This is a genomic window from Rhizobacter sp. P1_G5 (assembly GCF_056405435.1).
Genome location: NZ_JBFUCB010000542.1, coordinates 1 through 4,189 on the forward strand (window position 1 = coordinate 1; position 4,189 = coordinate 4,189).

Genomic DNA, 4,189 nt, shown 5'->3' on the forward strand with positions numbered 1-4,189 from the left:
TCGAAGGCGGTGCCCCGCCTCCGGTGCAGCCGTCGGCCGACGGCTACCTGTTCTTCGACGCTGCCGTCTTCCCGCAGGCCTTCGCGCAGGACCTGCCACCGGCACAGGCCGCGTTCCTGGCCGCGGCGCAGATCCCCCCGGCGGCGGCGGCCTTCGAGGCGAAGGTGTCGCAGCCCGCGTGGAAGACGCACGGCAGCTGGTACGTGTTGAGCACCGAAGACCGCATCATCCCGCCGCCCGCACAGCGCCAGATGGCGGGCCGAGCGAAGGCCTCGATCAAGGAGGTGCGGGCCAGCCACGCCTCGTACATCTCGCAGCCCGAGGCGGTGGCCGAGGCCATCGACCAGGCGGCGCGGGCATCGGTTCGATGAATCGGGCGCCCCGGCACGTCGCCGGGGCGATGCTGGAGACAGGAGGAAAACATGAAGAAGCTCGACATCTCGGAGCGCAAGCGTGGCTTTCGCATCCACTCGATCGTGTTCGTGCTGAGCATGGCCATGCTTGCCGGCATCAACCTCTGGACCGGCGCACCCTATTGGGTGGCGTACGTGCTGGTGAGCTGGGGCATTGGCGTGCTGGCCCATTGGTGGTTCGTCCTGGGCCCTGGCGCTCGCCATGCCGGAATCGTCTGACTCAGGAGAACCGTCATGCTTGAAGAAGCCTACGAACCGCAGTGCAAGTCTGCGAGGGCGCATTGCAACGATGCGCGCCAGCTCAGCCGAAAGACGCTGACCCTGCTGACGCTGGCGCTCGGAACGTTCTGCATCGGAACATCGGAGTTCGCCAGCATGGGGATCATCCAACTGTTTTCAGCCGAACTGCGTCTCGACATTTCAACCGCAACGCATGCGATCGAAGCCTATGCCTTCGGTGTCGTGCTCGGTGGGCCTGCCGTGACGATCCTCGCGGCGAAGTTGAACCGCAAGAGTCTGCTGCTGGCCTTGATGGCGATCTTCGTTCTCGGCAACCTGCTTTCGGCGGTGGCGACCGGGTTGGGGAGTTTTGCGCTCGCACGCTTCGTGAGCGGCATCCCGCAAGGCGCGTATTTCGGCGCAGGCGCCGTGGTTGCCTCTTACATCGTCGGGCCGGGCCAAGGTGGGCGGGCGTTCGCCCTGGTGATGACGGGCCTGACCGTGGCCACGATTGTCGGCTCGCCGCTGGCCGCGCTGCTGGGCCAGGCGCTGGGCTGGCGCAATGTCTACGTCGCCGTGTCGGCACTGGGTGTGCTGTCGATCATCGCCCTGTGGATGTGGGTGCCACGCTCGCGCGCGTTGGACGGTGGGCCGGTGTTGCAGGAACTGCGGGCTTTGAACCGCGCGCCCGTCTGGATGATGGCGGCCGTGGCTGCCTTGGGCGTGGCCAGCATCTTTGCCGTGTACACCTTCATCGGGCCGTTCGTGACCGACGTTGCCGGGCTGGGCGCGCCATGGATCCCGATCGCACTGGCCCTCTTTGGTGTCGGCATGACCGCAGGCAACGTGGTCGGCGGGTGGCTGGCGGACCGGCATCCCTCGCAAGGCTTGAAGGCCGGTTTCGGCAGCGCTCTGGTCGCGCTGGCGATCCTGGCCGTGGGTGGCGAAACCGCCTGGGTGCTGATGACGGGCATGTTTGCCGTGGGCGCCACGATGATGGTCGCGATCCCGACCATTCAGGTCCGGCTCACGCAGGCAGCGCCGGATGCGCCGACGATGATGGGCGCGGTGAACCTGGCGGCCTTGAATATCGCGAACGCGATCGGCGCATGGGCTGGCGGTCAGGCCATTGCGCAGGGATATGGCCTGCTGTCCGCGGTGTGGGCCGGGTTCGCTCTGACCCTGGCCGGGCTCGTGCTGTTCCTGCTGCTGTCGCGCAGGCCCATCGACGGCAGTCGGTCTCGCGTGCTCCACCCGCTCTAGGTGTCGTGTTCCAGGAGCTTGTTCATGGTCGGGCGCAGGTGAAGCCGGCTTCGTGCTCAGCCCTGGGCCGAGCGCTGCACCATCCCGTCCCATCCGCCCATCGCAATCTCGGCAACCGCCTGCAGTTCCTCTCTCGCGGCGCCATCGCGTGCCCTGATGGCCATGCCGCTCTGGACTGTTTGCAGGAACCTCGCGAGCTTGTGGACATCGAGAGTCTTCGGCAGCTCGCCTTCAGCGACCGCCTTTGCGAGGCGCGGCACGAGCACCTCGAAGGCGCCGCCTCGCGTGGTCCTCATCAGATCCGCGAGTTCGGTATGGCCATCGCTTCCGACAGTGCCGAGCGTGACCAGGCAGCCATGTGGCAGATCGCAATCGGAGCCTGTCATCGCCGCGGCCGAGTCCCACAGGTAGGCGAACGCGGCTTCGCGGGCCGTAGGCGCCTGGTGGAAGCGCCCCAGAACCAGGTCCTCATAAGTCACGGAGTACAGGCGCAGCGCCTCGGCGTACAGCGCATCCTTCGAGCCGAACGCGGCATAGAGGCTGGTCGAACCGATACCCAGAGCCGTGGTCAGGTCGGCAATCGACGTGGCCTCGTAGCCCTTGATCCAGAAGAGCCGCATGGCCCTCATCAATGCCGCCTCGCGGTCGAACTCGCGCGGTCGGYCACGAGCAAGAGGTACGCGGGCGGGGGCCTTCGAAGGGATGATTTTTTTTTGCATCGATCGCTGCACAAATAGCTTGACCAGCCGATGCCGCAATCCTACCATTTGTGCATCGATCACTGCACAAAGGATGATTCCTTGAAAACCCTTGCTGGAAAACGCGCCCTGGTCACAGGAGGATCTCGAGGCATTGGAGCCGCCATTGCGGTGGCGTTGGCTGAGAACGGCGCCGACGTTGCCCTGACATTCCAGAACTCGGCCGACAGGGCAAACGCCGTGGTGTCTTCCATCGAAAAGCTGGGCCAGCGTGGCACGGCGATTCAGGCTGACAGTGCGGATCCGACCGCCATCAAGCGGTCGGTGGAGGAAGCCGTGGCCGCGTTGGGAGGCCTGGACATCCTGGTCAACAACGCCGGAATCGCGCTCTACGACACCATCGCCGACTTCAGCGTCAGCGATATTGACGCGCTGCTTGCGGTCAACGTGCGCGGCCCGGTGCTGACGACCCAGGCCGCCATCCCGCATCTGGGCGCGGGCGGTCGCGTCATCACCATCGGTTCCGCCGGTGCGGAGCGCATCGTCGGCGCCCCGGGAACGATCTACTACATGACCAAGTCGGCGCTGCAATCCTTCACACGCGGCCTTGCGCAGGAACTGGGGCCGAAAGACATCACCGCCAATCTCGTCCAGCCAGGTTCCACCAACACGGACATGAACCCGTCCAACGGGGAGAGTTCCGACTGGCAGCGCAGCCTGACGCCGCTGGGTCGCTACGCCGAACCGGCGGATATCGCCGCCGCCGTGAGCTTCCTGGCGAGTCCTGCAGCGCGACACCTGACGGGAACCATCATCAACGTCGATGGCGGCTTGCTCGCCTGAGTCGACGGCCCGCGGACAACGGCCAGATACCTCGCAGCGACCGCGTTGCGCACAGCACTTGAAGCGCATTGGTTGACGTCAGGCGGCCAGGAGCGGGCGGCTGCGAGAGACGCCTTTCAGGTCGGCCAAGGTCATGATCGTTCCTCCGCCGGTCGAGAAGCTGCCGATTTTCGTTTTGGGCGCTGTGCTTGCGCTCACCGGTGGATTCCTCGCGATGCAGGAATCCATGTTCAACTGAGCGCAGCTCGAAGCGTTTGCTATGGTCGTCGTTGGCTTGGGTGCCGACGACGGTAGCATCGATATCGCCCTACCCCCTCCCGACGCAGCCATCCGCGAGAACACAGAAAGCACTTCCATGGCCATCCAGTGGTTCCCAGGCCACATGCACACGACCCGCAAGGCCATCGCCGATCGCCTGCCGGAGATCGACGTGGTGATCGAGTTGCTCGACGCACGGCTACCGGGCTCGAGCACCAATCCCTTGCTGGCCGAACTGACGGCAGGCAAGCCTGCGCTGAAGGTATTGAACAAGCAGGACCTCGCAGATCCGGAGATCTCCGAGCTTTGGCTGGCGCACTACCAGGCGCTGCCGGGCACCCGTTCGCTGGGGCTGGACGCCAGCACCACCGCGCCGGCGCGTGCGCTGATCGCGGTGTGCCGGGCGCTTGCCCCGCATCGCGGCGGCATGGTCAAGCCGGTGCGGGTGTTGATTTGCGGTATTCCCAACGTGGGCAAGTCGACGCTGGTCAACAC

Annotated in this window: 6 protein-coding genes; 5 read left to right on the forward strand and 1 reads right to left on the reverse strand. The window is 65.6% G+C overall.

Features of this window, described 5'->3' with window-relative positions; genetic code table 11:
- The 3 genes from AC1D12_RS26475 to AC1D12_RS26485 all read left to right on the forward strand — a co-directional run.
- Positions 1-371, forward strand: a 371-nt coding sequence (locus tag AC1D12_RS26475) for an alpha/beta hydrolase (RefSeq protein ID WP_477843960.1), incomplete at its 5' end; no start/stop codon positions are given.
- A 51-nt stretch (positions 372-422) separates the two neighbouring features.
- Positions 423-632 carry a 2TM domain-containing protein gene (locus AC1D12_RS26480; protein WP_052212334.1) on the forward strand — a complete coding sequence of 70 codons (210 nt, stop codon included), beginning with the start codon at positions 423-425 and terminating at the stop codon, positions 630-632.
- Between the two features lie 15 nt (positions 633-647).
- Entirely contained in the window at positions 648-1,895 is a 1,248-nt protein-coding gene (locus tag AC1D12_RS26485; protein ID WP_477843962.1) for an MFS transporter, read from the forward strand.
- Positions 1,896-1,951: 56 nt separating this feature from the next.
- On the opposite strand, the gene AC1D12_RS26490 is transcribed toward AC1D12_RS26485, so the two are convergent.
- Entirely contained in the window at positions 1,952-2,677 is a 726-nt protein-coding gene (locus AC1D12_RS26490) for a TetR/AcrR family transcriptional regulator (protein ID WP_477843964.1), read from the reverse strand.
- Between the two features lie 18 nt (positions 2,678-2,695).
- Here AC1D12_RS26490 and AC1D12_RS26495 point away from each other — a divergent pair, with 18 nt between their 5' ends.
- Both AC1D12_RS26495 and AC1D12_RS26500 read left to right on the forward strand, forming a co-directional pair.
- Positions 2,696-3,436 (forward strand): SDR family NAD(P)-dependent oxidoreductase, encoded by a 741-nt coding sequence (locus AC1D12_RS26495; protein WP_477828792.1) that lies wholly within the window; start codon positions 2,696-2,698, stop codon positions 3,434-3,436.
- 355 nt (positions 3,437-3,791) lie between these two features.
- A partial coding sequence (locus AC1D12_RS26500) for a YlqF/YawG family GTPase (RefSeq protein ID WP_477828791.1) occupies positions 3,792-4,189 on the forward strand: 398 nt, incomplete at its 3' end.